This window comes from Vogesella mureinivorans (genome assembly GCF_007644035.1).
Taxonomy (GTDB): Bacteria; Pseudomonadota; Gammaproteobacteria; order Burkholderiales; family Chromobacteriaceae; genus Vogesella; species Vogesella mureinivorans.
This window is the reverse complement of record NZ_VMTV02000793.1, coordinates 1-284: the sequence shown is the minus strand read 5'-3', so window position 1 is coordinate 284 and position 284 is coordinate 1. Positions and strand designations below refer to the sequence as shown.

1 protein-coding gene is annotated in these 284 nt (G+C 71.5%); it reads left to right on the top strand.

Annotated features, from left to right (window positions below):
- Positions 1–284 (top strand): orotate phosphoribosyltransferase (gene pyrE / locus FLQ44_RS19345; protein WP_147695687.1); only part of this gene is annotated, 284 nt, incomplete at both ends.

Genomic DNA, 284 nt, shown 5'->3' with positions numbered 1-284 from the left:
CTACGTCGAGGCTCTGCTGGCCTCGGGGCTCAAGTTCGACATGCTGTTCGGGCCGGCCTACAAGGGCATTCCGCTGGCGACCGCGGTGGCCACCGCGCTGTACGCGCGCGGCATCGACGTGCCGGTCGCCTTCAATCGCAAGGAGGCCAAGAGCCACGGCGAGGGCGGGCGCCTGATCGGCGCGCCGCTGGCCGGCCGCGTGCTGATCGTCGACGACGTCATCACCGCCGGCACCGCGATCCGCGAGTCGCTGGGCTTCATCCGCGAGGCCGGTGCCGAACCCT